General features: G+C 53.5%; 25 protein-coding genes, 2 tRNA genes, 1 pseudogene and 1 other annotated feature. Of the genes and pseudogenes, 15 read left to right on the forward strand and 13 right to left on the reverse strand.

The features are described from left to right. The 4 genes from IM282_RS20935 to ugd form a co-directional block, all read left to right on the forward strand. Positions 1-860, forward strand: an 860-nt coding sequence (locus tag IM282_RS20935) for a hypothetical protein (protein ID WP_226839923.1), incomplete at its 5' end; no start/stop codon positions are given. Beyond that, on the forward strand, positions 857-1,624 hold the full coding sequence (locus tag IM282_RS20940; protein WP_165715612.1) for a glycosyltransferase family 2 protein: 768 nt from the start codon (positions 857-859) through the stop codon (positions 1,622-1,624). The genes IM282_RS20935 and IM282_RS20940, both read left to right, overlap by 4 nt. Positions 1,625-1,814: 190 nt before the next feature. After that, complete coding sequence (gene gndA, locus IM282_RS20945; RefSeq protein WP_006811221.1) at positions 1,815-3,221, forward strand: NADP-dependent phosphogluconate dehydrogenase; 1,407 nt, start codon at positions 1,815-1,817, stop codon at positions 3,219-3,221. A 253-nt stretch (positions 3,222-3,474) separates the two neighbouring features. Next, on the forward strand, positions 3,475-4,641 hold the full coding sequence (gene ugd, locus IM282_RS20950; RefSeq protein ID WP_038416357.1) for a UDP-glucose 6-dehydrogenase: 1,167 nt from the start codon (positions 3,475-3,477) through the stop codon (positions 4,639-4,641). 48 nt (positions 4,642-4,689) lie between these two features. Here ugd and IM282_RS20955 read toward each other — a convergent pair whose 3' ends face one another. Further along, positions 4,690-5,694: an NAD-dependent epimerase gene (locus IM282_RS20955; RefSeq protein ID WP_192970794.1), complete on the reverse strand. Its 1,005-nt coding sequence runs from the start codon at positions 5,692-5,694 to the stop codon at positions 4,690-4,692. A 192-nt stretch (positions 5,695-5,886) separates the two neighbouring features. Here IM282_RS20955 and wzzB point away from each other — a divergent pair, with 192 nt between their 5' ends. Further along, positions 5,887-6,867: an LPS O-antigen chain length determinant protein WzzB gene (gene wzzB / locus IM282_RS20960; protein ID WP_165715609.1), complete on the forward strand. Its 981-nt coding sequence runs from the start codon at positions 5,887-5,889 to the stop codon at positions 6,865-6,867. Positions 6,868-6,906: 39 nt separating this feature from the next. Here wzzB and hisIE read toward each other — a convergent pair whose 3' ends face one another. The 9 genes from hisIE to hisL form a co-directional block, all read right to left on the reverse strand. Beyond that, the gene (gene hisIE / locus IM282_RS20965) at positions 6,907-7,518 is read right to left on the reverse strand and encodes a bifunctional phosphoribosyl-AMP cyclohydrolase/phosphoribosyl-ATP diphosphatase HisIE (RefSeq protein WP_192970795.1); all 612 of its coding nucleotides are present in this window, start codon (positions 7,516-7,518) and stop codon (positions 6,907-6,909) included. Then, positions 7,512-8,288, reverse strand: coding sequence for an imidazole glycerol phosphate synthase subunit HisF (hisF, locus tag IM282_RS20970; protein ID WP_192970796.1), 777 nt, complete (start codon positions 8,286-8,288; stop codon positions 7,512-7,514). Before hisF ends, hisIE begins: the two co-directional genes overlap by 7 nt. Continuing rightward, positions 8,270-9,007 carry a 1-(5-phosphoribosyl)-5-[(5-phosphoribosylamino)methylideneamino]imidazole-4-carboxamide isomerase gene (gene hisA / locus IM282_RS20975; protein WP_192970797.1) on the reverse strand — a complete coding sequence of 246 codons (738 nt, stop codon included), beginning with the start codon at positions 9,005-9,007 and terminating at the stop codon, positions 8,270-8,272. Before hisA ends, hisF begins: the two co-directional genes overlap by 19 nt. After that, positions 9,007-9,597: an imidazole glycerol phosphate synthase subunit HisH gene (hisH, locus tag IM282_RS20980; RefSeq protein ID WP_015572396.1), complete on the reverse strand. Its 591-nt coding sequence runs from the start codon at positions 9,595-9,597 to the stop codon at positions 9,007-9,009. Before hisH ends, hisA begins: the two co-directional genes overlap by 1 nt. Next, positions 9,597-10,664 (reverse strand): bifunctional histidinol-phosphatase/imidazoleglycerol-phosphate dehydratase HisB, encoded by a 1,068-nt coding sequence (gene hisB / locus IM282_RS20985; protein ID WP_022648606.1) that lies wholly within the window; start codon positions 10,662-10,664, stop codon positions 9,597-9,599. Before hisB ends, hisH begins: the two co-directional genes overlap by 1 nt. Next, positions 10,661-11,722, reverse strand: a complete 1,062-nt coding sequence (hisC, locus tag IM282_RS20990) for a histidinol-phosphate transaminase (RefSeq protein WP_192970798.1) — start codon at positions 11,720-11,722, stop codon at positions 10,661-10,663. The genes hisB and hisC overlap by 4 nt, the downstream gene beginning before the upstream one ends. Further along, a complete protein-coding gene (hisD, locus tag IM282_RS20995) occupies positions 11,719-13,023 on the reverse strand; it encodes a histidinol dehydrogenase (protein WP_023300525.1) in 1,305 nt (434 codons plus the stop codon). Before hisD ends, hisC begins: the two co-directional genes overlap by 4 nt. 5 nt (positions 13,024-13,028) lie before the next feature. After that, positions 13,029-13,928 carry an ATP phosphoribosyltransferase gene (hisG, locus tag IM282_RS21000; protein ID WP_192970799.1) on the reverse strand — a complete coding sequence of 300 codons (900 nt, stop codon included), beginning with the start codon at positions 13,926-13,928 and terminating at the stop codon, positions 13,029-13,031. Positions 13,929-13,973: 45 nt separating this feature from the next. Next, positions 13,974-14,097 (reverse strand) — a sequence feature (His leader region). Beyond that, positions 14,073-14,123: a his operon leader peptide gene (gene hisL / locus IM282_RS21005; RefSeq protein ID WP_099516347.1), complete on the reverse strand. Its 51-nt coding sequence runs from the start codon at positions 14,121-14,123 to the stop codon at positions 14,073-14,075. Its footprint overlaps the feature before it by 25 nt. 172 nt (positions 14,124-14,295) lie before the next feature. On the opposite strand from hisL, the gene IM282_RS21010 reads away from it, so the two are divergent. From IM282_RS21010 to IM282_RS21025, 4 genes are all read left to right on the forward strand, one after another. Next, a complete protein-coding gene (locus tag IM282_RS21010; RefSeq protein WP_006811206.1) occupies positions 14,296-15,120 on the forward strand; it encodes an SDR family oxidoreductase in 825 nt (274 codons plus the stop codon). 41 nt (positions 15,121-15,161) lie between these two features. After that, on the forward strand, positions 15,162-16,091 hold the full coding sequence (locus IM282_RS21015) for a LysR substrate-binding domain-containing protein (RefSeq protein WP_022648603.1): 930 nt from the start codon (positions 15,162-15,164) through the stop codon (positions 16,089-16,091). Between the two features lie 219 nt (positions 16,092-16,310). Beyond that, positions 16,311-16,373 carry a membrane protein YoeI gene (gene yoeI, locus IM282_RS21020; RefSeq protein WP_099458931.1) on the forward strand — a complete coding sequence of 21 codons (63 nt, stop codon included), beginning with the start codon at positions 16,311-16,313 and terminating at the stop codon, positions 16,371-16,373. After that, positions 16,363-17,721: an APC family permease gene (locus IM282_RS21025; RefSeq protein WP_022648602.1), complete on the forward strand. Its 1,359-nt coding sequence runs from the start codon at positions 16,363-16,365 to the stop codon at positions 17,719-17,721. The genes yoeI and IM282_RS21025 overlap by 11 nt, the downstream gene beginning before the upstream one ends. A 120-nt stretch (positions 17,722-17,841) precedes the next feature. Here IM282_RS21025 and sbcB read toward each other — a convergent pair whose 3' ends face one another. Beyond that, positions 17,842-19,278: an exodeoxyribonuclease I gene (gene sbcB / locus IM282_RS21030; RefSeq protein WP_022648601.1), complete on the reverse strand. Its 1,437-nt coding sequence runs from the start codon at positions 19,276-19,278 to the stop codon at positions 17,842-17,844. Positions 19,279-19,469: 191 nt separating this feature from the next. On the opposite strand from sbcB, the gene dacD reads away from it, so the two are divergent. The 4 genes from dacD (at position 19,470) to IM282_RS21050 (ending at position 22,867) form a co-directional block, all read left to right on the forward strand. Continuing rightward, positions 19,470-20,642 (forward strand): serine-type D-Ala-D-Ala carboxypeptidase DacD, encoded by a 1,173-nt coding sequence (gene dacD / locus IM282_RS21035; protein ID WP_139153368.1) that lies wholly within the window; start codon positions 19,470-19,472, stop codon positions 20,640-20,642. Positions 20,643-20,760: 118 nt separating this feature from the next. Beyond that, the gene (gene sbmC, locus IM282_RS21040) at positions 20,761-21,234 is read left to right on the forward strand and encodes a DNA gyrase inhibitor SbmC (protein WP_192970800.1); all 474 of its coding nucleotides are present in this window, start codon (positions 20,761-20,763) and stop codon (positions 21,232-21,234) included. A gap of 91 nt (positions 21,235-21,325) precedes the next feature. Then, complete coding sequence (locus tag IM282_RS21045) at positions 21,326-22,384, forward strand: FUSC family protein (protein ID WP_192970801.1); 1,059 nt, start codon at positions 21,326-21,328, stop codon at positions 22,382-22,384. A gap of 147 nt (positions 22,385-22,531) precedes the next feature. Next, a complete protein-coding gene (locus IM282_RS21050) occupies positions 22,532-22,867 on the forward strand; it encodes a DUF496 family protein (protein ID WP_000450410.1) in 336 nt (111 codons plus the stop codon). Positions 22,868-23,003: 136 nt separating this feature from the next. Here IM282_RS21050 and IM282_RS21055 read toward each other — a convergent pair. Continuing rightward, positions 23,004-23,079 (reverse strand) — tRNA-Asn (locus tag IM282_RS21055). A gap of 161 nt (positions 23,080-23,240) precedes the next feature. Here IM282_RS21055 and emmdR point away from each other — a divergent pair. Beyond that, positions 23,241-24,724 (forward strand): annotated as a pseudogene (emmdR, locus tag IM282_RS21060) (multidrug efflux MATE transporter EmmdR). A 103-nt stretch (positions 24,725-24,827) separates the two neighbouring features. Further along, positions 24,828-24,903: transfer RNA gene (locus IM282_RS21065), tRNA-Asn, on the forward strand. A 143-nt stretch (positions 24,904-25,046) separates the two neighbouring features. Here the strand turns inward: IM282_RS21065 and IM282_RS21070 are convergent. Further along, positions 25,047-26,819 (reverse strand): aminopeptidase P family protein, encoded by a 1,773-nt coding sequence (locus IM282_RS21070; RefSeq protein ID WP_192970802.1) that lies wholly within the window; start codon positions 26,817-26,819, stop codon positions 25,047-25,049. Positions 26,820-26,823 lie beyond the last annotated feature (4 nt).

Here is a 26,823-nt window from a genome sequence, read left to right on the forward strand (position 1 = left end):
TTTTGGAAGGAAAGAACCCAGATCAATTTATCTTTTTTTGGGGTACATCTATTCGAAAAGAATTTTTTAATATAAAAAAGATATATAATAAAAAAACTATAGCGCCAGAATTTATCTTAGATGTTGCTACGTACCCTATTAGAGATTATGCCACGAAAAAAACACCTAAGTTTCTTTTATGGTTCGACACGCTTTATTTTAATTCGTTCGATAAAGTGTTATCACATTCAAAAATAATGGATCTTTTTTTATCAAAGCAATTGTCAGTAAAAGAAAAAATCATAAATAGATTCATTTGCTCTTTTCCAAAGTCAGCCTATTATAATAGAAAAGATTCTCGAAAAATTAACTCACTTAAAAAAATTATATTTCTTGGTACGTTAAATGGGGAATCATCTATAAACAACATATCTTCCGACGTTTTGCAGTTGGCTAACTCAGGAGTTGAAGTCTACATACAAAATAGTCGTGATTCTAATATCGCACATCCCAATGTGAAAACTTTTGAGCCGTTTAGTTTCGAAGAAATAATTGAAGGTAAGCTATCTAATTTTTGCGCAGGTTTTGACGGGGTATTAGTTGCATATGGCCCTATGTCAAAGCTGAGAGAGGATTTAACATATCCTACAAGATATGCTTTAGCTCTACTCCAAAATTTACCAATTTTTATACAAGCGGGTAGATTTTCATCATTGATGGAAATCACAGCACAAAATTTGAAAAATCGTATCGTATATTATAGCGACGTAAAAGAGATAGTAAATTATACACTCGAAATTGAGGATCTTTCAGCTGATATTAACGACTGTATGGAGAATAAGCTGAAAACGTTATTAGACAAGGATTATGTGCTTAAATGAACATTGACGATATTAAAATAAGTATCATTACTCCAACTTTTAATTCGGGTTCGACTATAGTAGAAACTTACAATTCTATTTCGAAACAAACCCATGAGAATTGGGAATGGCTTGTAACAGATGACTGCTCAAGTGATGATACGATAAATATTCTAAGCTCTATTTGCGAAAAAGATTCAAGGGTTAGAGTATTCAAGAATTCGACGAATTCCGGTGCCGCAGTTACTAGAAATAATTCACTTTCGAATGTTTCTGGGGATTTTATAACTTTCATTGACAGTGATGATTTGTGGTTTTCATCAAAACTTGAAAAGCAGCTAAACTTTATGATTGTTAATGAATTAGATTTTACGTTTACTGCGTATGAACTTGTTGATGCACAAGGAAATCCTTTAGGCAAAGTAGTGGACTTGCAAGGTGATAATTTCAGCGTTAATTATTCGGATATGCTTAAAAAAAAGGCGACACTAGGATGTTCGACTGTAATGATCAAAAAGAACGCTTTTTCAGATTTTTCCATGCCATTAATTAGAACGGGCCAAGATTATGCGCTTTGGTTAAAATTATTGAAGTCTGGCAAAAAAGCACATCTGCTAAATGAAATATTAACTCGCTATCGAATCCTACCAAACTCTATATCCCGTAATAAGTTTAAAAAAAGTCAGCGGCAATGGAATATATACAGGGAAATTGAAAATTTGTCTGTATTACAAAGTGCTTATTGTTTTTGCTTTTATGCTTGGCGCGCTATATTCCGTAAATAATATCTTTGCTCGTACCGTTGGATTCATTTTTGGTGCAAAAATTGACTAATTACTTGAGGCTTGATTTTTCATTTATTAAGCAAAAAATGATAAATTTGTAACTATCATAATAAGAACACTTTAGGTTAATATCTACTATACATTTCAAGCCGCACACAGTCGCGGCGACCACACCTGACAGGAGTATGTAATGTCCAAGCAACAGATCGGCGTTGTCGGTATGGCAGTGATGGGGCGCAACCTGGCGCTCAACATCGAAAGCCGTGGTTATACCGTCTCCGTTTTCAACCGCTCCCGTGATAAGACCGAAGAAGTCATCGCTGAGAATCCAGGCAAGAAACTGGTTCCTTTCTATACGGTTAAAGAGTTCGTTGAGTCTCTGGAAACACCTCGTCGTATCCTGTTAATGGTGAAAGCGGGCGCAGGTACCGACGCTGCTATCGATTCACTTAAACCTTATCTGGATAAAGGCGACATCATTATTGATGGCGGCAACACCTTCTTCCACGATACCATTCGTCGTAACCGTGAATTGTCCGCGGAAGGCTTCAACTTCATTGGTACCGGCGTTTCCGGTGGTGAAGAAGGTGCACTGAAAGGTCCATCTATCATGCCTGGCGGCCAGAAAGAAGCGTACGAACTGGTCGCTCCTATCCTGACTAAAATTGCAGCCGTGGCTGAAGACGGCGAGCCGTGCGTGACCTATATCGGTCCTGATGGTGCTGGCCACTATGTGAAGATGGTTCACAACGGCATTGAATACGGCGATATGCAGCTGATTGCTGAAGCCTACTCTCTTCTGAAAGGCGGCCTGAACCTCTCCAACGAGGAGCTCGCAGAGACCTTCACCGAGTGGAACAAAGGCGAGCTGAACAGCTACCTGATCGACATCACCAAAGATATCTTCACCAAGAAAGATGAAGAAGGTAAATACCTGGTTGATGTGATTCTGGATGAAGCTGCGAACAAAGGTACCGGTAAATGGACCAGCCAGAGCTCTCTGGATCTGGGTGAGCCATTATCCCTGATCACCGAATCCGTATTTGCACGTTATATATCTTCTCTGAAAGAGCAGCGTGTTGCAGCGTCTAAAGTGCTGTCTGGTCCTCAGGCCAAACCAGCCGGTGATAAAGCGGAGTTCGTTGAGAAAGTCCGCCGTGCTCTCTACCTGGGTAAAATCGTTTCTTATGCGCAGGGCTTCTCCCAGCTTCGCGCGGCATCTGACGAGAACAACTGGGACCTGAACTACGGTGAGATTGCGAAGATCTTCCGTGCTGGCTGTATCATTCGTGCACAGTTCCTGCAAAAAATCACCGATGCCTATGCAGAAAATGCAGGTATCGCAAACCTTCTGTTGGCACCGTACTTTAAGCAAATTGCAGACGAATATCAGCAGGCGCTGCGTGATGTGGTTGCGTACGCGGTGCAGAATGGTATCCCGGTTCCTACCTTCTCCGCTGCGGTGGCGTACTACGACAGCTATCGTGCTGCCGTTCTGCCAGCGAACCTGATTCAGGCACAGCGTGACTACTTCGGTGCGCATACCTATAAGCGTACGGATAAAGAAGGTGTGTTCCACACCGAATGGCTGGATTAATCTGATTTAACTCAGTCTGATAGCATGGCCCGGTGAGTCTCACCGGGCTTTTTTTATCGCTTTCAGGCCCATGTTGACTTACTTTCCCCAGCCCACTCCTTTTATTGCCGCATAAATCACTACGTTTATCCCTTTCTGAAGCAAGGCATTCGTCTTGACAGTCCCTCAACTTAAGAGGTAAAAACCTCAACAGTTGTTTATTGCGGGGGTGTGCTTACGCCTCCAGAAACTCAAACTTGAAGAAGTTAAACGAATGAAAATAACTATCTCCGGAACAGGCTATGTTGGTCTCTCAAACGGTATCCTGATCGCACAAAACCATGAAGTGGTTGCATTGGATATCGTGCAGGCAAAAGTGGACATGCTTAACCAGAAGAAGTCCCCGATCGTCGATAAAGAGATTGAAGAGTACCTGGCGACCAAACCGCTGAACTTCCGCGCAACCACGGACAAAGAAGACGCTTACCGCGATGCGGATTTTGTCATCATTGCCACGCCGACCGACTACGATCCCAAAACTAACTACTTCAATACCTCAACCGTTGAAGCGGTGATCAAAGACGTTACGTCAATCAACCCTAATGCGGTGATGATCATCAAGTCGACGATTCCAGTAGGCTTCACCAAATCTATCAAAGAAGAGTTGGGTATTGATAATGTCTTCTTCTCGCCGGAGTTTCTACGCGAGGGCAGGGCGTTATACGATAACCTGCACCCATCCCGTATCGTGATTGGCGAGCGTTCCGAGCGTGCAGAGCGTTTTGCTGCCTTGCTCCAGGAAGGCGCCATTAAAAAAGACGTGCCGGTGCTGTTCACCGATTCCACCGAGGCAGAAGCGATTAAGCTTTTCGCTAACACCTATCTGGCCATGCGCGTGGCTTACTTCAACGAGCTGGACAGCTATGCCGAGAGTTTAGGTCTGAATACCCGTCAGATCATCGAGGGCGTGTGCCTCGACCCGCGTATCGGTAACCACTACAACAACCCGTCATTTGGTTACGGCGGCTACTGTCTGCCAAAAGACACCAAGCAACTGCTGGCTAACTATCAGGCGGTGCCGAACAACCTGATTTCCGCCATTGTGGATGCCAACCGCACGCGTAAAGACTTCATCTCAGATTCTATTCTCGCGCGTCAGCCGAAAGTGGTGGGCGTGTATCGCCTGATCATGAAGAGCGGTTCCGATAACTTCCGCGCTTCTTCCATTCAGGGGATCATGAAGCGTATTAAGGCGAAGGGCGTACAGGTCATTATTTATGAACCGGCCATGCAGGAAGACGAGTTCTTCCATTCACGTGTGATCCGCGATCTGGATGCATTTAAGAAAGAAGCGGATGTAATTATCTCCAACCGTATGGCGGAAGAGCTGGCGGACGTGAAAGATAAAGTCTATACCCGCGATTTGTTCGGCAGCGACTGATTAAAATCGTGATATAAAAAAACCCGGCAATCTGCCGGGTTTTTGTTTTTAAACGTTATAGAAGTTGCGGTACCAGTCGACGAAGTTTTTCACGCCTTCTTTGACTGAGGTTTGTGGTTTAAACCCAATAACGTCATACAGCGCTTTGGTGTCCGCACTGGTCTCCAGCACGTCCCCCGGCTGGATCGGCATCATATTTTTCACCGCTTCTTTGCCCAGCGCCTCTTCAAGGGCAGTGATGTAATCCATCAGTTCGACAGGTGAACTGTTACCGATGTTATACACGCGATACGGGGCAGAGCTGGTTGCTGGCGAACCGGTTTCGACTGTCCAGTCTGCGTCGGCCTGAGGAATGACGTCCTGTAGGCGAATAATCGCCTCCGCAATATCATCAATATAGGTGAAGTCGCGCTTCATCTTGCCGTAGTTGTAGACGTCGATGCTGTTGCCTTCAATCATGGCTTTGGTGAATTTGAACAGCGCCATGTCCGGGCGGCCCCAGGGGCCATAGACGGTAAAGAAGCGCAGGCCAGTGGTCGGCAGATTGTACAGATGCGAATAGGTATGCGACATCAGCTCATTGGCTTTTTTGGTTGCCGCATACAGGGAAACCGGATGGTCTACGGAGTCGTCAGTAGAAAACGGCATCTTACGGTTGAGGCCGTATACAGAGCTGGATGAAGCATACAGAAGATGCTGAACCTTATTGTGGCGACAGCCTTCCAGCACGTTCAGGTGACCTACCAGGTTCGCATCCGCGTAGGCATGCGGGTTTTCCAGCGAGTAACGCACGCCCGCCTGGGCGGCAAGATGGATCACGCGGTCAAATCTTTCATTGGCGAAGAGCGCAGCCATGCCCTCGCGGTCCGCTAAGTCCAGCTTGTGGAAGGTGAAACTCTCGGATTTGAGCAGATCGAGGCGAGCGAGCTTGAGGCTAGGGTCATAGTAATCATTCAGATTATCAATCCCAACAACTTCATGCCCTGCATCAAGCAGGCGCTTGCTGACATGAGAACCGATAAAGCCCGCCGCGCCCGTAACCAGAAATTTCATAGCTTCCCTCATTTACAGTGTTCTTGTTGATGTCCCAGGACATCAGAATCCGACTATGATAGCGCGTCGTACTTCACTTACATAACCCATCTTTCCGATATAACTCATCGGATTCTTATAGAAAATTCCGCAGCAACGGATACACTATGGAAACAAGATTATGTTTGCCCTTTTTCATCTGTTAGGGATTGTATGACGCACAATAACGATAACCTGGTCACACGCAACAATGACCCGGAGCAAATTGATTTACTGGATTTAGTGCTACAGCTGTGGCGTGGTAAGTGGGTAATAGGGGCATTTATTGCTGCTTTTATCGTTCTCGCTGTTATTTATATTACTGTAGCCAAAGAGAAATGGACGTCATCTGCTATCATAGCCCAGCCTGATGCGGCACAGATCGCCACCTATTCCAATGCTTTGAATATCCTCTATGGCGGCGCAGCTCCTGCGATGTTGGACATTCAAACTCGTGCCATTGGACGTTTCAATTCATCTTTCTCAGCATTAGCACAAGCGCTTGATAATCAAGAAGAGCCTGAGAAACTGACGATTGAACCGACTGTTAAAGGGCAGGGATTACCCTTAACGGTGACCTATCAGGGCGAATCGGCTGAAGCGGCACAAAAACAACTCGCTCAGTACATTCAGCAGGTTGACGAACAGACCGCTAAAGAATTGACGCTTGATCTCAGGGACAACCTGAAACAACAAATCACAACCCTCAACGACTCCCTCCAGAATCAGGAGAAAGTCGCGCAGGAGCAAAAAGATTTGCGTATCAAACAAATTTCTGAGGCGCTTAAGAACGCGGAAGCCGCGAAAATTAGCACACCGCAGCTTCAACAGACTCAGGATGTTACTCAGGAAACCATGTTCTTGCTCGGCACGGTTGCGCTGAAATCTATGGTTGATAACGAAGCGTCCCGCCCGCTGGTCTTTCCTGGGGCTTACTATCAGACCAAAAAGAATTTATTTGATATTCAAAACCTCAACGTTAACCCAGACACTGTACACGTCTATCGTTACGTTATGAAACCTAATCTGCCTATTCGCCGCGATAGCCCGAAAAAGGCCATCACCCTCATCCTTGCCGTACTGCTCGGCGGGATCATCGGTTCTGCTGTCGTCCTTGGCCGTAACGCGCTAAGAAACTACAAACCAAGAGCCTGATTTATACACAAAAAAAGACCGGGTCTCCCCGGCCTTTTTTTATTTATGCCGTTTCCGCAGATTCTCAATCACCGTCGTTAAATCCAGCTCCTGATCCTGAAGCAGCACCAGCAAGTGATACATCAAATCCGACGCTTCGTTCGTCAGCTCCTCCCGATCATGCACGGTGGCCGCCAGCGCCGTTTCAACGCCTTCTTCACCCACTTTCTGCGCAATCCGTTTGGTGCCGCTGGCGTACAGCTTCGCCGTGTATGAGCTCTCGGGATCCGCTGATTTACGCTCTGCCAGCAATTGTTCCAGCTGATAGAGGAACAGCCACTGATGGCTCGCCTCGCCGAAGCAGCTGCTGGTGCCTTTGTGGCAGGTCGGCCCAATCGGGTTGACCAGCACCAGCAGGGTGTCGTTGTCGCAGTCTGGCGTAATGCTGATCACATTCAGGAAGTGACCCGAAGTTTCCCCTTTCGTCCACAGGCGCTGTTTGGTGCGCGAGAAAAATGTCACCTTGCCGCTGTCGAGCGTTTTTGCCAGTGCCTCCTGGTTCATGTATCCCAGCATCAGCACTTCGCCTGAAACGGCATGCTGTACAACCACCGGCAGTAATCCGTCAGTTTTTTCCCAGTCCAGCTGCGCCTGTTGTTGCTCTGTTAACATACCCTGATCTCCACGCCCTGGTCGGCCAGGTACGTTTTTAACTCACCAATATTGATAATCTGTTTGTGGAACACGGAAGCGGCCAGCGCGCCGTCTACGTTCGCATCGCGGAAGGCTTCAAGGAAGTGTTCCATGGTGCCCGCGCCGCCGGAGGCAATCAGCGGAACCTGGCACACCGCGCGCACTTTTTTCAGCTGCTCGAGGTCGTAACCGTTACGAACGCCGTCCTGGTTCATCATGTTCAGAACGATTTCACCCGCACCGCGTTTTTGCACTTCCTGCACCCAGTCCAGCGTCTCCCATTGGGTGACGCGCGTGCGGCTTTCATCTCCGGTGTACTGGTTGACATGATATTTTCCCGTTGCGGCATCAAACCAGGTGTCGATCCCCACGACAATGCACTGCACGCCAAAGCGATCCGCCAGACGCGTAATCAGCTCCGGGTCGGCCAGGGCAGGGGAGTTAATGGAAATTTTATCCGCTCCGAAAGAGAGAATTTTCGCCGCATCGTCAGCAGATTTAATCCCGCCCGCCACGCAGAAGGGTATATCAATCACCTCTGCCACGCGCGCCACCCAGCTTTTGTCCACCACACGGCCATCGCTGGAGGCGGTGATCTCGTAAAATACCAGTTCGTCTGCGCCTTCTTCAGCATAGCGCTTAGCCAGGGGAACGATGTCGCCAATGATCTCGTGGTTGCGGAACTGCACGCCTTTTACAACCTGACCATCACGCACGTCCAGGCAGGGAATTATCCGTTTTGCCAGCATTGAATCGCCTCCTTCACCGTAAATTTGCCTTCCAGTAGCGCGCGACCCACGATCACGCCGCGTACACCGGTTCCGCGCAGAGCGGCGATATCCGCCAGGTCGCCGATACCGCCAGAGGACTGGAACGCCACCTGCGGATAACGCGCGCAAACCTCTTCATACAGCGAGACGTTAGAGCCTGCGAGCGTGCCATCGCGTGAAATATCCGTGCACAGCACATGCTTTAGCCCTACGGGGAGATACATCTCAACCAGCTCTTCCAGCGTCACGCCGGAGTTTTCCTGCCAGCCGCTGACCGCGACCTGCTTGTTACCCTGCGCGTCAATGCGCACATCCAGCGCCAGCACCAGTGCATCCGCACCGAAGCGGCGGAACCAGCCCTTGACACTCTTAGGATCTTTCACAGCGGTCGAACCGACTACCACGCGCGCCACGCCCGCGTCCAGTAAGGCGGCAACATCGGCTTCCGTACGCACGCCGCCGCCCACCTGCACCGGGACGTCCACGCCAGCCACCAGTGTTTTAAGCAGCGGGATCTGGCGTTTGGCCGGATCTTTCGCGCCGGTCAGATCGACCAGGTGCAACACCTCAGCGCCCTCGGCGGCGTAAGCCTGTAACCGCGGCAGCGGGTCGTTGCCGTAGTCGCGCTGCTGCCCGTAATCGCCCTGGTGGAGACGAACAACCGTGCCGTCAATTAAATCTAAAGCGGGAATTATCATCACATCTCCAGGAAATTTTTCAGCAGTTGCGCACCGGCGGCGCCGGAGCGTTCCGGGTGAAACTGCACGCCGTAAAAGTTATCTTTCTGCACGGCGGCGGTGAACGCCTCGCCGTAATTGCACTGGGCGATGGTGTAGGCATTCACGGGCATGGCGTAGCTGTGGACGAAATAGAAGTACGCGCCGTCTTCAATACCCTGGAACAGCCTGTTGCCCGCCTTCGGATAAACGCGGTTCCAGCCCATGTGCGGCAGCGGCAGGCCGTGGTCGGTCATTTTCGGCACGTCTTCTTCAATAATGCCCAGCAGATCGACGCCGTTGCTCTCTTCGCTGCGGCGGCCAAGCAGCTGCATGCCGAGGCAAATGCCCAGCACCGGTTGAGTACAGGCTTTGATGAGATCCACCAGCTCGCGCTCGTGGATCTGATCCATCGCCGCCTGGGCGGTGCCAACGCCCGGCAGAAAGAGTTTATCCGCACGCAGCACCACGTCAGGGTCGCGGCTCACCACCGGCTCGTAGCCGTGGCGCATAATCGCCGACTGTACGGAGTTCAGATTGGCGCATCCGGTATCCAGAATCACCACGTTCATTACAGCACTCCTTTCGACGAGGGCAGGGCGTCACCTTCCACGCGGATCGCCTGGCGCAGGGTACGGCCAAAGGCTTTGAACAGGCTCTCGACGCGGTGGTGATCGTTTTTGCCTTTGGTTTTCAGGTGCAGCGTCAGGCCCATGGTGTAAGAAAGCGAGCGGAAGAAGTGTTCCACCATCTCGGTGCTGAGATCGCCCACGCGCTGGTAAGTAAAGTCGGCTTTATATTCCAGGTGCGGACGTCCGGAGATATCCATCGCGCAGCGCGCCAGGCACTCGTCCATCGGCAGAACAAAGCCGAAGCGGTTGATGCCGCGCTTGTCGCCGAGCGCCAGCTTCAGGGCTTCGCCCAGCGCCAGGCCGGTATCTTCCACGGTGTGGTGATCGTCGATATACAGGTCGCCCTTAACGGCGATTTCCATGCGGAAGCCGCCGTGAGTGGCGATTTGATCCAGCATATGGTCGAAGAAACCGACGCCGGTGTGGATCTTGCTGCCGCCTTCGCGATCGAGCCAGACCTTCACGTCGATCTGCGTCTCTTTGGTGTTGCGTTCTACGTGAGAATAGCGGTCGCGTCTGGTGAGCTGCTCGCTAATCATCGCCCAGTTTAGCGTGTCGCGGTTATAGCGCAGGCCTGCAATACCCATGTTTTCCGCCAGCGTGATGTCCGTGACGCGATCGCCAATCACATAGCTGTTCGCTTTATCCAGCGCCTCTTCCGCCAGATAACGCTCAACAAGCTTCACTTTTGGCTTGCGGCAGTCGCACTCGTCGGCAGGCATGTGCGGGCAGATCAGCACCTCATCGAAGGCGATGCCCTGCGAGGTCAGCACCTGCATCATCAGGTTGTGCGGGCCGTCAAAGTCCGCCTGCGGGAAGCTGTCTGTGCCCAGACCGTCCTGGTTGGTGATCATCACCAGCTTATAGCCTGCTTTCTGAAGCTTCAGCAGCACCGGGATCACGTCGGGCTCAAAGGCCAGCTTGTCGAAACGATCGACCTGAAAATCGCTGGGTGGCTCCGAGATGATGGTGCCGTCACGATCGATAAAGAGATACTTCTGACTCATACTTTCTCCGCTTTCAGGGCGTCAATCACGCGCTGGCTCTCCGCGCGGGTGCCGACGGTAATACGCAGGCAGCCGCTCAGGGTAGGTTGTTTATTCTGGTCTCGTAAGATAATGCCCTGATCCCACAACGATTTAAATATCGCGCTTGAGGCGGTGAAGCGCACCAGGATGTAGTTGGTCTCCGAGTCGAACACCTGTTCCACGCACGGAATCGTTTTCAGGGCATCGACTAGATACTGACGCTCCTCCAGGATCTGCGCCACACGCTCGCGCATCGCGCTGATGCCCTGCGGGGCCAGCGCCTGTGCCGCAATATCGGCAACCGGCGTTGAGAGCGGATACGGGGCGATCACTTTCAGCAGCAGGTCGATAACCGCTTTATTTGCCAGCGTAAAACCGCAGCGAAGACCGGCGAGAGCGAAGGCTTTCGACAGGGTACGCAGCACGACGAGATGTGGATACTCTTCAAGCCAGCCTGCCAGTGTCGCCTGCGGGCAGAACTCAATGTAGGCTTCGTCGGCCACAACCAGCGCTTTGCCGCGCGTCATTTCCAGCAGGTAACGGATATCCTGGGGATTGATAATCTGCCCGGTGGGGTTGTTCGGGCTACAGACAAACACCACCTTCACCCCGTCGAGGTTATCGGCGATGCCCTGCAAATCCAGTTGCCAGTTGTCGAGCGCCTGCACGTTGCGGCAGACCACGCCAAAGGTTTCGGCGCTGACGCTGTACATCCCGTAGGTGGGCTGGCAGTACATCACCGCGTCTTTACCCGGTTCGCAGAAGGCGCGGATCAGCAGCTCAATCCCTTCATCAGCCCCACGGCTGACCAGCACCTGCTCAGGCTTCACGCCTGCATACTGCGCATAGTTCTCGATCACCGCTTTCGGCTGACACTCCGGGTAGCGGTTCAGCGTCTGCTGCGAGAGCTCAAAGGCCACCGCCGTGGGGTATTCGTTGGCATTCAGCCAGACGTCGCCGTTCCCGCCGAGACGACGCGCAGACTGATAGGGCGTCAGGCGACGGACATTTTCGCGGGCTAATTCTTCGATGTTCATGCTTGCTCCTTCAGGGCGGCAACGCGCAGCGTCACGGCATTTTTGTGGGCAGTCAGGCGCTCGGCGGCGGCCAGGGTTTCAATGGTCGACGCCAGCGAGGCAAATCCCTCGCGGGAGAGTTCCTGCACGGTCATGCGCTTCTGGAAATCCGCCAGCCCCAGGCTGGAGCAGGTTGAGGTATAGCCATACGTGGGCAGCACGTGGTTGGTGCCGGAGGCGTAATCCCCGGCGGATTCCGGTGACCAGTCCCCGAGGAACACCGAGCCTGCGCTGGTTATGCTGTCGACCAGATCGCGCGCGTTGCGGGTCTGAATGATCAGGTGCTCCGGCCCGTACTGATTGGAGATGGCGATGCACTGGTCGATATCGCGAGCCACAATCAGTCGGCTGGCCGATAGCGCCTGACGCGCCGTTTCCGCACGCGGCAGGTCGGCCAGCTGACGCTCAACGGCCTCGCCCACGCGTTTTGCCATGTCGGCATCTGGCGTCAGTAAAATCACCTGCGAGTCAGGGCCGTGCTCGGCCTGCGAGAGCAGGTCAGAGGCCACGAAATCCGGTGTAGCGCCGCTGTCGGCAATCACCAGCACTTCAGACGGACCGGCAGGCATATCAATCGCCGCGCCGTCCAGACGCTGACTGACCTGGCGCTTCGCTTCGGTAACGTATGCGTTGCCAGGGCCAAAGATTTTGTCGACTTTGGGAACAGACTCCGTCCCGAACGCCAGGGCGGAAATCGCCTGCGCACCGCCCACTTTATAGATCGCCTGCACGCCGCACAGCTTCGCCGCATACAGGATCTCATCGGCGATCGGTGGCGGAGAGCAGAGCACCACCTTCTGACAACCGGCAATACGTGCCGGAGTGGCCAGCATCAGGACGGTCGAAAACAGCGGGGCAGAGCCGCCAGGAATATAGAGGCCAACGGACGCCACCGGGCGCGTCACCTGCTGGCAGCGCACGCCGGGCAGGGTTTCCACATCCACCGCCTGCAATTTCTGCGCGGTGTGGAAGGTATCAATATTTTTCACCGCGACGGCCATCGCCTGTTTGATCTCATCCCCAAGGCGGCTTTCCGCCCCGGCGATCTCCTGTGCGGTGACCTGTAACGCGTCGACCTCAGTTTTATCAAACTTCGCGCTGTACTCACGCAGCGCGTCGTCTCCGCGGGCTTTGACGTTATCGAGGATCTCCGCCACGGTGCGGGTGATGCTCTCCGAGGCGGAAATTGCCGGGCGCATCAGCAGCTCACGCTGTTGCGCGTCGCTACAGGTATTCCAGTCGATGATTGTGTTAAAGCTCATGGTCGTTACTCCATCATCTTCTCAATTGGCAGCACCAGAATGGAGCTCGCGCCCAGCGCCTTCAGTTTTTCCATCGTTTCCCAGAACAGGGTTTCGCTGCTCACCATGTGCATCGCCACGCGCTGCTGGTCGCCCGCCAGCGGCAGAATGGTTGGGCGCTCAGCACCTGGCAGCAGGGCAATCACTTCGTCCAGGCGCTCGGTTGGCGTATGCATCATGATGTATTTGGATTCACGCGCCTGAATCACGCCCTGAATGCGGGTCAGCAGCTTGTCGATGAGCTGCTGTTTAGCCTCCGCCATCTCGCCGTCGCGCTGGATAAGGCACGCTTTGGAGCGGTAGATCACCTCCACTTCGCGCAGGCCGTTGGCTTCCAGCGTGGCGCCGGTGGAGACGAGGTCACAGATGGCATCGGCCAGGCCCGCACGCGGCGCCACTTCAACAGAGCCGTTCAGCAGACAAGATTTAAACTGCACGCCTTTTTGATCGAGGTAACGCTTCAGCAGGTGAGGGTAAGAGGTGGCGATACGTTTGCCGTTCAGCGCGGCCGGGCCATCCCAGGCTTCATCAACCGGCGTGGCCAGCGACAGGCGGCAGCCGCCAAAGTCCAGACGACGCAGGGTAAAGTAGCGCGGATCTTCGCCCTGCGCGCGGCGGGTTAATAACTCTTCCTCCAGTACGTTTTCGCCGATGATGCCGAGGTCAACGACGCCATCCATGACCAGGCCCGGAATATCGTCATCACGTACGCGCAGAATGTCGATCGGCATATTTTCAGCCAGGGCGATCAGGCGCTGGGTGTGCAGGTTGATTTTAATCCCGCAGCGGGCCAGCAGTTCGCGTGAATCATCGCTTAAACGGCCTGATTTTTGAATAGCTATGCGTAAACGTGAGTTATCTAACATTCTGTGTTCCTCGTTAACCTGTTTTAACCTGTCTGAATGCGGTCCAAAAAAAAGCCCCCGGAAGAAGATCTTCCGGGGGCTTTTTCATGCGTTCATGCACCACTGGAAGATCCAAACGTCTTCCAGCACACATCGCCTGAAAGACTAGTCAGGATGATGGTGATGATGGTGGTTTTTAAAAGGAACGCGTGTCATATAAATTCTCGTTGAATGCTTATGCATTTGATGTCTTTTAACCTAAACCAGTTGTACGCCATAAAGCAAGGGCTTTTTTTGATCATTAATTCATTTCATATTGATGGTATGAATTGTGCGTTCCATAAGGCTGGCGTAGCCTTATAACAGGCGTCGTTAAGCGGAGAATGTCATGAAAAAGGTCGCGATTGTCGGATTAGGGTGGTTAGGAATGCCACTGGCGATGTCATTAGCCGCAAAAGGCTGGCAGGTGACAGGGAGTAAGACCACGCGGGACGGGGTTGAGGCGGCGCGCATGTGCGGCATTGATGGTGTCGAGCTGCGTCTCGAACCCGAGCTTATCTGCGATACCGACGAGCTGGATGAACTGATGAATGTGGACGCACTGGTCATTACCTTACCGGCGCGGCGCAGCGGGCCGGGCGAGACGTTTTACCTGCAGGCGGTGCAGGAGATTGTCGACAGCGCCCTGGCGCACCATATTCCGCGTATCATTTTCACCAGCTCGACCTCCGTCTATGGCGATATCGACGGTACGGCGAAAGAAAACACCGAGCGCCGTCCGGTAACCGCCAGCGGACGGGTACTGAAAGAGCTGGAAGACTGGCTGCACAATCTGCCTGGCACGCAGGTGGATATTTTACGCCTCGCCGGGCTGGTGGGGCCGGGGCGTCATCCGGGACGCTTCTTTGCCGGTAAATCCGCGCCGGATGGTCAGCACGGCGTTAACCTTGTACACCTAGAAGATGTTATCGGTGCGATAGAGCTGCTTTTACAGGCTCCGAAAGGGGGGCACATCTATAATATATGTGCGCCTTCGCATCCGCCACGCAGCACCTTTTATCCGCTGATGGCGCGCCAGCTGGGTCTGGCGCCGCCGGTGTTCAGTGAGGCGCAGGGGGAGCGCAAAGGCAAAATTATTGATGGCAATCGTATTTGCCATGAACTGGGATTTGAATATCAGTATCCCGATCCGCTGGTTATGCCCATGGAATAATTGCGCCGGCGGAGGCCATCGCACACCGCAAGGGGGCGAAGATGAAACCGTTGCTGGATGTTCTTGTTATTCTGGATGCGCTGGAAAAAGAGGGGAGCTTTGCTGCCGCCTCGGCGAAGCTCTATAAAACCCCTTCGGCTCTGAGCTACACCGTGCAAAAGCTCGAGAGCGATCTTAATATTCAAATTCTTGACCGCACTGGCCATCGCGCGCGTTTCACCCGTACTGGGCAGATGCTGCTGGAAAAAGGGCGTGACGTGCTGCATACGGTTCGCGAGCTGGAAAAACAGGCCGTCAAACTTCATCAGGGCTGGGAAAATGAGCTGGTGATTGGGGTTGATGATACTTTCCCTTTTTCGCTGCTTACCCCGCTTATTGAGGCGTTCTATCAGCGCCATAGCGTCACGCGGCTGGTTTTTATCAACGGCGTGCTGGGCGGCTCGTGGGATGCCTTAACGCAGGGCAGGGCGGATATCATCGTTGGAGCGCTGCATGAGCCTCCTCAACTGAGTGAATTTGGTTTCGCCCGGCTGGGCGTTCTGGAGCAGATCTTTGCCGTTGCGCCTCACCACCCGCTGGCGAATGAACCGGAGCCTGTTTCAAGACGCGTCATTAAAAACCATCGCGCCATTGTGGTGGGAGACAGCTCCCGCCCCGAGTGCGGCATTTCATCGCAGCTTCTGGATGAGCAGGAGGCCATCACCGTTTTTGATTTTAAAACCAAGCTGGAACTGCAAATAAGCGGCCTGGGGTGCGGCTACCTTCCCCGTTATTTAGCACAGCGCTTTATTGAAAGCGGCGCGCTGGTGGAAAAACAGGTTTTAGCGCAGAGCAGTAACGAATCGGTATGGGTGGGCTGGAATGAACAGACCGCCGGGCTTGCCAGCGCCTGGTGGCGAGACGAAATTTTAGCAAATAGTGCTATCGCGACAGTTTACACTCAGGCAGATGATGGGAAATCAACCAGTTAGTAAAATTAATTTATGGGCAGGTTTCTCAATGTATTGCCTTTTGTATCTGGAATAGGGCAAAATGCCGCCGCTGCAAACAAATGAATAATCGACGATATAAAAGGCGTCGGTTATTTTTTTTTGCATGTACGAAACGAAACTAAAAACCAAGAGGCCGGGCTTCGTACCGGATAGATATTTACTAAAATCCGACAGTTGTTGTCGCTGAGGAAGAAAGAAATGGGGCAATTTTTCGCTTACGTGGCGGTTATCACCGTAAAGGAGAATAACTATGTCGCATAACGCAACTCCAAACACCTCTCGCGTGGAATTACGTAAAACGCTTACGTTGATTCCGGTTGTTATGATGGGCCTTGCCTATATGCAACCGATGACGCTGTTCGATACATTCGGTATCGTATCAGGCCTTACTGACGGTCACGTTGCAACGGCGTACGCCTTTGCACTGGTCGCCATTCTCTTTACAGCGCTGAGCTACGGTAAACTGGTTCGCCGTTTCCCGTCCGCAGGCTCTGCGTACACCTATGCTCAGAAATCCATTAGCCCGGCTGTTGGCTTTATGGTGGGCTGGTCATCACTGCTGGACTACCTGTTCATGCCGATGATCAACATTCTGCTGGCAAAAATTTACTTCGAAGCGCTGGTACCTTCCGTACCGTCGTGGATCTTCGTTGTGGCGCTGGTGGCCTTTATGACCATCTCTAACCTGCGCAGCATCAAGACCGTGGCTAACTTCAACACCCTGATCGTGATCCTTCAGATGGGGATTGTTGCGGTTATCGTTGGGCTGATCATCTACGGCGTTTCCCACGGTGAAGGCGCAGGTACGCTGACCAGCACCCGTCCGTTCTGGTCTGAAGGTGCGCACGTTGTGCCGATGATCACCGGGGCGACTATCCTGTGCTTCTCGTTCCTGGGCTTCGACGGTATCTCTTCTCTGTCTGAAGAGACCAAAGACGCTGAGCGCGTGATCCCGAAAGCGATTTTCCTGACCGCGCTGATTGGCGGCCTGATCTTCATCGGTGCGTCTTATTTCTTACAGCTGTACTTCCCGGATATCTCTCGCTTTAAAGATCCGGATGCATCGCAGCCTGAAATCATGCTGTACGTGGCGGGTAAAACCTTCCAGTGGGGCGTGCTGATCTTCTCCAGCGTCACCGTACTGGCATCCGGTATGGCAGCGCACGCGGGCGTTTCTCGTCTGATGTACGTGATGGGCCGTGACGGTGTGTTCCCAACTCGCTTCTTTGGTTACGTGCATCCGAAATGGCGTACCCCGGCGTGGAACGTGCTGCTGGTGGGCGCGATTGCCCTGCTGGCAATCAAGTTCGACCTGGTAACGGCCACTGCGCTGATTAACTTTGGTGCGCTGGTGGCGTTCACCTTCGTTAACCTCTCCGTGATTTCGCAGTTCTGGATCCGTGAGAAGCGCAACAAGACGCTGAAGGACCACATCAACTATCTGGTGCTGCCAGTGTGTGGTGCCCTGACGGTGGGCGCCCTGTGGATCAACCTGGAAGAGAGCTCAATGGTTCTGGGTCTGATCTGGGGTGCAATCGGTCTGATTTACCTGGCTTGCGTAACGAAGAGCTTCCGCAACCCGGTTCCTCAGTACGAAGACGTCGCGTAAGACTGTGTCGTGTGGCGGCTATGCTCAACCCGACCTACAGTTTTGTAGGCCGGGTAAGCGTTAGCGCCACCCGGCAAAAAAAGCCGGAGACATCGCCTCCGGCTTTTTTGTACCCGCTACTCAGACAATCTCTTGCGCGTACTGGAACAGCGCTTTCAGCAGCGCCTGTTTCTCAGCATCCCCTTCATACTGGCCGTAAAGCATCTCCAGCTCCTGGGCATAGCTATTAAGAAACTCCGGTGTAAACACGTTGCGCCGATGCTGTAACCAGCGCTCCTGCTCTGCTTCATCCAGCGAGCCGGGATAGTTGCGCGCACGGTAGTTAAACATCAGCTTCTCAATACGCTTATCTGCGAAGGTGATATCCAGCGCAGGCAGGTTACGCGGGTCGGTTTGCAGCACGATGTTCATCGCCGCGCGATCGGCATCGCTGAAGAAGCCGTTATAAAGCTGCGCATCCACATTATCAGACGGCACGAACGGCTCTGCTTCGGCAAAAATGGCGACGACTTTCTCGCGCACCTGCGGGTTGTCGCGCAGCACTTTCAGGTTATCGAGGCAGTGCTGACGATTAATCCCCAGCCGGTCGGCGTCTTCCGGACGCAGCGTGTTGGCCTGCGCAAGCACCGGGCATTTATTGATGTGCACCAGTTTTACCGGTACGGCTGGCAGGTCACCCAGCGCCTCTTTCGGCGTATAAAGCCGTTCACGTAAGGTGTCGCTGTCGAGCTCAAGCAGCGGGGAGATATCCCCGGCAAGATCCACCATGATGACGGCGTTACGGTTGTCCGGATGCCAGGCAAGCGGCGCCACCCAGCTTGTGTTCCCGCGCCACGCACCGAACATCCCTGAAATATGCACCAGCGGTTTCATCTGCGGCACGTCAATCAGCGTCATCAGCTTTTGCTTGCTGCGATGGCTCAGCAGATACTCAAACAGGCGCGGCTGCGCGGTTTTTACGAGCTTCGCCATAGCGATGGTCGCGTAGACGTCTGCCATCGCGTCGTGGGCGTTGCTGTGCTCAATGCCGTTGGCCCGCGTCAGGTGCTCGAGCCTGAAGCTCGGCAAGCCGTCGTCGTTCTCCGGCCAGTTAATTCCCTCCGGGCGCAGCGCATAGCAGGCGCGCATAATATCCAGCAAATCCCAGCGCGAATTGCGGTTCTGCCAGCTCCAGGCATACGGATCGTAGAAGTTGCGGTAGAAGATATTGCGCGTCACTTCATCGTCAAAACGGATGTTGTTGTAACCCACCACGCAGGTATCAGGCACCGTGAACAGGTCGTGGATGCGACGGGCAAATTCTGCTTCGCTAACGCCTTTATCCCGCGCTTCCTGAGGCGTGATGCCCGTCACCATCACCGCGCCCGGCTGCGGCAGATAGTCATCGGCGGGTTTACAGTAAAACACCTCGGGTTCGCCGATGACGTTAAATTCGTCATCGGTTCGGATAGCCGCAAACTGCGCCGGTCGGTCCAGCGCCGGATGGGTACCAAAGGTTTCGTAATCGTGGAACAAAAAAGTCGGGCGCGCGGCAGAGTCAGACACCAGTAATCTCATCCTGTTAAAAATTGACGTCTCTATGGTAAACGATTGGGGTGAGCAGTCCGAATAAAAAGCACCTTCAGGCAAGAAATTTGCGAGATTTGTTCCGAAAAAATCTGCGTGCTGTCACATTTTTTTGCAATTAAGGCAGGTAACGACATCAGAACTCCCGTAAAAAGGTCATCGATTTTTACTGACCTGAGGATATACCGTTGAAACGCCGTCTGTTTATTGCTGTTTCTTTACTCGCTTCGAGTATTTCATCCGCGCTGGCTGCCGAGCCGCTGGATTTTTCACCTCAGCCGCCTGCCATCCAGGCAGGATCCTGGGTATTGATGGATTACACCACGGGTCAAATCTTAACGGCGGGCAACGAACATCAGCAGCGTAATCCGGCGAGCCTGACCAAACTGATGACGGGGTACGTTGTCGATCGTGCCATTGATAGCCACCGCATCAGCCCCGATGACATTGTGACGGTCGGACGTGACGCCTGGGCAAAAGGCAATCCGGTCTTTGACGGTTCGTCTCTGATGTTTCTGAAGCAGGGCGATCGGGTTTCTGTGCGCGATCTCAGCCGCGGCCTGATTGTTGATTCCGGCAATGACGCCTGCGTGGCGCTGGCGGATCACGTGGCGGGCGGTCAGCCGCAGTTCGTCAGGATGATGAATGACTACGTTGAAAAGCTGAACCTGCGCGATACCCACTTCGAAACCGTACACGGGCTGGATGCACCCGGTCAGCACAGCTCCGCTTACGATCTCGCCGTACTTTCCCGGGCCATCATCCACGGCGAGCCTGAGTTCTACCACATGTACAGCGAGAAGAGTCTGACCTGGAACGGCATCACTCAGCAGAACCGCAACGGCCTGCTGTGGGATAAGACCATGAACGTGGATGGTCTGAAAACGGGACACACCTCGGGCGCGGGCTTTAACCTGATCGCCTCCGCGGTGGATGGTCAGCGTCGACTGATTGCGGTGGTGATGGGGGCAGACAGCCCGAAAGGACGTGAAGATCAGGCGCGCAAGCTGCTCCACTGGGGACAGCAAAATTTCGATACGGTGCAGATCCTGCATAACGGCAAAAAAGTGGGAACCGAACGCATCTGGTATGGCGATAAAGAGCAGATCGCGCTGGGCACGGATCAGGATTTCTGGCTGGCATTACCCAAAACAGAAGTGCCGAACATCAAGGCGAAATATGTAATGGATAAAAAAGAGCTGGAAGCGCCGATCGCCGCGCATCAGCGGGTAGGGGAGATCCAGCTGTACGATCGTGACAAGGTGGTAGCGCACTGGCCATTGGTTACGCTGGAGCGCGTTGAAAAGGGTGGCCTTTTCTCCCGCCTCGGCGATTATCTGCATCATAAACTCTAACCTTTTCGGGCAGACTGGCAGTGTTGCGAGTCTGCTCACATAATAAACACTCCTGGTTTGCCGATAATCTCGATTCTGCTTTATAGTGTATATATATACAGTAATAAACGGAGGCAGCATGGACTACAGCATCAGGCAGCAACAGAAACGTACGATCGCTGGCTTTCATCTCGTGGGGCCGTGGGAAAAGACGGTCAAGCAGGGATTTGAACAGCTGGTTATGTGGGTAGATGGACGTCATATTCAGCCGCAGGAGTGGGTGGCCGTTTATTATGACAATCCGGATGACGTGCCGGCAGAAAAGCTTCGCTGCGTTACCGCCGTAACGGTAGTGGACGATTTCACTATCCCTGATAACAGCGAAGGGGTAATGCTGACCGAAATCGCTGCCGGAGAGTATGCTATTGCCGCCGCGCGCGTCGAAAATTATGATTTCGCCACCCCGTGGTATCAGTTCTTCAACTCCCTGCTGGAAGACAGCAAATTTCAGATTGCGCCAAAACCCTGCTTCGAACGCTATCTGAACGATGGCAATGCTGACGGCTACTGGGATATTGAGATGTTTGTACCGGTAGAGCACAAAGTGGGATAATCCTGCGAAACGCAGGGTTTTTCAGCCGGGCGCGATCCATCCGGCTGAAAACACAGTACAATTGTGGTTTGCCGTAGAGCTGGAGACGGGTGTGCGCCCCGACAAGTCATTAACCCCTTTTGAAATTCGGTTATACAAACATTATCGCGTGGTGCACGGTTGCCGCATTGCGCTGGCGTTTGTGCTGACCTTCGTACTGGTTCGTTTGCTGGATATCCCGGAAGGGACGTGGCCGCTGATCACGCTGGTGGTGGTGATGGGGCCGATCTCATTCTGGGGGAACGTGGTCCCTCGCGCTTTGGAACGCATAGGCGGTACCGTTTTAGGCTCGGCGCTTGGGCTTATCGCCCTGAAGCTGGAGCTAATTTCATTTCCGTTCATGTTGCTGTGGTGCGCGGTGGCGATGTTTCTTTGCGGATGGCTGGCCCTCGGCAAGAAACCGTATCAGGCGCTGCTGATTGGCATTACGCTCGCCGTTGTGGTCGGCGCACCGGCGGGCGATATGACCACCGCATTGTGGCGAAGCGGGGACGTGATCCTCGGCTCGTTGCTCGCCATGCTGTTTACCGGCATCTGGCCGCAGCGCGCCTTCCTGCACTGGCGCATTCAGATGGCAAACTACGTCACGGCATTTAACCGGGTTTACCAGGCCGGGTTTTCGCCGAATCTGATTGAGCGTCCGCGGCTGGAAAAGCACCTGCAAAAAATCCTTAATGATGTGGTCAAAATGCGCGGGTTAATTACCCCGGCAAGCAAAGAGACGCATATCCAGAAAGCCATTTTTGAAGCCATTCAAACGGTCAGCCGTAATCTGGTCTGTATGCTTGAACTGCAAATCAATGCCCACTGGGCCTCACGCCCCAGCCATCTTCTGATGCTCAACGCGCATACGCTGAAAGAGACGCAGCAGATGACGCAACAGACCCTGCTAACCATCGCTCATGCACTTTACGAAGGTAACCCACAGCCGATACGGGCGAACAGCGAGCGGCTGAATGACATCGTCATCGAGCTCAAACAGCTGATGAATGAGCGTCAGGGCGACAATGTGTCTGAAACGCCCATCCACGGCTATGTCTGGCTGAGTATGGAGCTGGCGCGACAGCTGGAGTTGTTATCGCAGCTGATTTGCCGGGCACTGCGCAAATAAAAAGCGTATGTGATGCCTGCTGCTTCGATTCAGCAACAATTAGGGTTATGATGGTTTTAAACGATATACTCATTGTCATTCGCAGCCGCTGTCTGTTAAAACGGTTGCTTTAACGAATCCGAATCTCACATTATCAGGGGTGTAAAAATGGAAACTACCAAGCCTTCGTTCCAGGATGTTCTGGAGTTCGTCCGCCTGTTCCGCCGCAAAAACAAGCTACAGCGCGAAATCCAGGACGTAGAGAAGAAGATCCGTGACAACCAGAAACGTGTCCTGCTGCTGGACAACCTGAGCGACTACATCAAGCCAGGTATGAGCGTTGAAGCCATTCAGGGCATCATCGCCAGCATGAAGAGCGATTATGAAGATCGCGTTGATGACTACATCATCAAAAACGCTGAGCTGTCCAAAGAGCGTCGCGACATTTCCAAAAAGCTGAAAGTGATGGGCGAAATCAAAAACGTCGACGCTAAAGGCGAGTAATCGCACACTCTGTTGCCCGGTGGCGCTGCGCTTACCGGGCCTACAGGACCCTAGGTCGGGTAAGCGCAGCGCCACCCGACAATTTTACTGAACGCAGAAAAGCAAAAAGCCTGCTTAAAAGCAGGCTTTTTTAATTTGGCTCCTCTGACTGGACTCGAACCAGTGACATACGGATTAACAGTCCGCCGTTCTACCGACTGAACTACAGAGGAATCGTTGTGGAGGCTTATCTTAGCGGCGAAAAAACTTTTGTCAAACCTGATCTCAGGCAAAAGTGATTGTTTGATGATTCTGTCGTCATTTTGTTGTAAATCCAAACATAATTTTATGGAAAATACTTTGCAGGATACGCATTTCTGCCCCATCATTTGAAATGGAGTTTCAACTTTCTCGTTAAGGCCCATTTTGAACGTCACCGCACCCCTGCGCCAGGCGATTATGCGCACGCCCTGGTATGCAAAACGTAAGAGTTATCGAGTTCTGTTCTGGCGTGAAATCACCCCCCTTGCTGTGCCTATTTTCCTGGAGAATACCTGCGTCCTGTTGATGGGGGTGTTAAGCACCTTCCTGGTGAGCTGGCTCGGTAAAGAAGCCATGGCCGGGGTAGGGCTGGCGGACAGTTTCAACATGGTTGTGATGTCCTTCTTTGCCGCTATCGATCTCGGTACAACGGTAGTGGTGGCGTTTAGTCTTGGGAAACTTGATCCAAAACGCGCCCGGGAGGCGGCCAGACAGTCGCTGATGATCATGACCCTCTTTTCGATCATCCTGGCGGCGGTTATCCATTATTACGGCAAAGAAATTATCGACATCGTCGCGGGTGAAGCGACAGGTGAAGTGAAGGATCTGGCGCTCACCTATCTGGAAATGACGGTGCTGAGCTATCCGGCGGCTGCCATCGCGCTGATTGGTAGCGGTGCGCTTCGTGGCGCAGGGAATACCAAAATTCCGCTGCTAATAAATGGCGGCATGAACATCCTGAACATCATTATCAGCAGTGTTTTGATTTACGGTGTCTTTTCCTGGGAGGGGCTGGGCTTTGTCGGCGCGGGATTAGGGCTGACCATTTCCCGTTATATTGGTGCGGCGGCGATAATCGGCGTGCTGATGGCGGGAATTACGCCATCGCTGCGCCTGACGCTTAAAAGCTATTTCCGTCCGCTTAACTTCGCCATTATCTGGGAAGTGATGGGGATCGGTATTCCGGCCAGCATCGAATCCGTGTTGTTTAACGGTGGGAAACTGCTGACGCAGATGTTTGTTGCCGGGATGGGAACAGACGTCATCGCCGGCAACTTTATTGCTTTCTCCATCGCCTCGCTCATTAACCTGCCCGGAAACGCACTGGGATCGGCGTCGACGATCATCACCGGTAGACGCCTCGGAAAGGGGCAGATAGGGCAGGCGGAACGGCAGCTTCGGCATGTCTTCTGGCTTTCAACCATTGGACTGACGGCGATTGCGTGGGGAACTGCGCCTTTAGCCGGGCTAATGGCCTCGTTCTATACGCACGAAAATGACGTGAAAGAGGTCGTGAAGGTGCTGATTTGGCTCAACGCGGCGTTTATGCCAATTTGGGCCGCGTCCTGGGTACTTCCTGCCGGGCTGAAAGGCGCGCGCGATGCCCGGTTTGCGATGTGGGTCTCCATGCTCGGCATGTGGGGCTGCCGCGTCGTGGCGGGCTACACGCTGGGGGTAATGTTAGGTATGGGCGTTGTCGGCGTCTGGCTGGGGATGTTCCTTGACTGGGCCGTGCGCGGCGCGCTGTTCTACTGGCGCATGGTGAGCGGACGCTGGCTGTGGAAATATCCGCGAAAAAAACCGGAGCAGGAGGTTTCGGAAACGGCAAGTGCCTGACAAATGTGCGAAGTGTAGAATAAATCGGCAAACGATTGAAAATCTGCATTCACCCTTTGACATCCTCAGGGCGCATCGATAATATGCGCCCCGTTCACACGATTCCTCTGTAGTTCAGTCGGTAGAACGGCGGACTGTTAATCCGTATGTCACTGGTTCGAGTCCAGTCAGAGGAGCCAAATTTGAAAAGCCTGCTTTTATAGCAGGCTTTTTGCTTTTCTGCGTTCAGTAAAATTGTCGGGTGGCGCTCCGCTTACCCGACCTACAAAAACATCGAATCGTAGGCCGGGTAAGGCGAAGCCACCACCCGGCAAAAGCCGCACTACCGGTTCACACGTATTGGCGCCGTTGCCTCCACCAGCCACGGCCGCGCATCGCTGTCCACCCGGGGTGAAAGCGCCTCTCGTACCTGCTGGTGGTACTCATCCAGCCACTGTTTTTCTGACTCGCTCAACAGATGCAGCTCCACCTGGCTTAAATCGATTGGGATCAGCGTCAGCGAGGCAAACTTACAAAATCCCGGACGGCTTTCGACAATCTCCACCTGGTTTTCAATGCGAATACCGTGGCTATCGCCCAGGTAGTAACCCGGCTCAATGGTCATAATATTGCCCGCCACCAGCGGCCACGGGTTGACCTTTTGCGCAAAACGGTGCGGGTTCTCGTGGATCAGAAGCTGATGCCCTACGCCATGCCCGGTGCCGTGGTCGTAATCCAGTCCCAACTCCCACAGCGGACGGCGCGCAAAGGCATCCAGCTGGTGCCCCTGAGTGCCGGACGGGAACTGAAGGGTAATTAGCGACAGGAAGCCTTTAAGCACTGCGGTGTAGTGCAAACGCTGCTGTGGATCGACCTTTCCCCAGGCCAGGGTACGCGTCGCGTCCGTGGTGCCGTTGCGGTACTGCCCCCCGGAATCATTCAGGTAAAAGTGGTCGTGGCCGATGGGCTTGTTGCTGGCCTCGCTTGAGTGGTAATGGCACATCGCCGCGTTACTCGCGGAAGCGGAAATGGTGGCGAAACTCGGCTCGACAAAGCCAGGCTGTTGCAGGCGGAACGCAAGCTGTTTCGCCTGCACGTCAAGCTCGGTCAGCGGCATTCCCGACGCGGCTCGCTGAGTAACTTCCCGGCTCAGCCAGGCCAGGAAATTCACCCATGCCGCACCGTCCTGGTGATGGCATTCACGATACCCCGCCAGCTCCACCGGGTTTTTCGTAGCTTTCATCAGGGTGATCGGGTCGGTCTGCCAGATAATTTCCCCCTGAGGTTCAACCGCAAAGCGTAACGCCACCGGTGCGGAATCGGGATCGATCATGACCCGCTTACCCTGCGCAAGCTGCCTACAGCGCGGGATAAAGGCCTCCTGAGGCGCAATCGTGAAGGCGTTCCGCACGGCATCCGGCAGCGCATTCAGCTTGCTATCATCCACAAACCATTCCACCGCACCCTCGCGGCTCAGCAGGGCAAACGACAGAGGCACCGGGCAAAAGGGGATATCTGAGCCCCGCACGTTCAGCAGCCAGGCGATATTGTCCGGCAGGGTAACGGCCAGATAATCCGCGCGGTGCTCTGCCAGCACGGCGGCGGCGCGCTGGCGTTTGGCGGCGCTGCTTTCGCCGCTGATGTCTACAGGCATCTCGCGGATAAGCCCTGCGGGGGAGGCAGGGCGGTCAACCCAGAGGGTATCGAACGGAGAGCGCGCGAGCGGTACCAATTCGCACGGCGTGGCCGAGAGCCGCGTAAACTCTGCATTGGTCATCAGCAGCGCATCAAAGCCGATGCGCGTGCCGGCCGCAACGTTTTTCGCCAGCCACTCGGCCAGCGGCTCGTTGTGCAGATGGTGGATCTCCACCTCGTCGAGATTGACCTGTACGCGGGCCTGAATCTGATAGCGTCCGTCAACAAACAGCAGCGCTCTGTCTTTCAGTACCAGCGCAAGCCCCGCCGAGCCGTCAAAGCCCGTCAGCCAGGCCAGCTTTGCATCATACGGTGCGCAAGATTCGCTCTGCCAGGCATCGGCGCGCGGCACAATCATCCCGTCGAGCTGATTGTCCTGTAGCCACTGGCGCAGGGCCGTAAGCGGTGATGTGGTGTGCATATTG

Source organism: Enterobacter cloacae complex sp. P29RS, assembly GCF_014893445.1.
GTDB lineage: Bacteria > Pseudomonadota > Gammaproteobacteria > Enterobacterales > Enterobacteriaceae > Enterobacter > Enterobacter intestinihominis.